Raw genomic sequence first — 306 nt, 5'->3', positions numbered from 1 at the left:
GTAAACCAACCGACTTTGCGGTAGATACTGTTGCACCATCGGCACCAGAATTGAAAGCTGAAGACGATGGTTCTGTTTCCATTAAATTACCTGATGATGCAAATAAAGGTGACACTGTTGAAATCACCTTTGAAGATGAAAAAGGTGATAAACAGACGGTAACTATGGAAAAAGGGGATAATGGTTGGACATCCAGTGATCCGAACCTGATCCCAGACAGCAAAGATAATACCACCACAATTCCATCTGATAATGTAAAAGACAACAGTGAAGTGACTGCGGTTGCCAAAGATCCGAGCGGTAATG

General features: G+C 42.2%; 1 pseudogene. It reads left to right on the top strand.

The features are described 5' to 3' along the window. Window positions 1-306 (top strand): annotated as a pseudogene (locus tag NBG71_RS18755) (hypothetical protein); the annotation flags it as partial.

Origin of the sequence: Proteus sp. FZP2095 (genome assembly GCF_023701425.1) — a bacterium.
Lineage (GTDB): Bacteria > Pseudomonadota > Gammaproteobacteria > Enterobacterales > Enterobacteriaceae > Proteus > Proteus cibarius.
The sequence above is the reverse complement of the archived record's forward strand: the minus strand, read 5'-3'. Positions and strand labels throughout refer to the sequence as shown.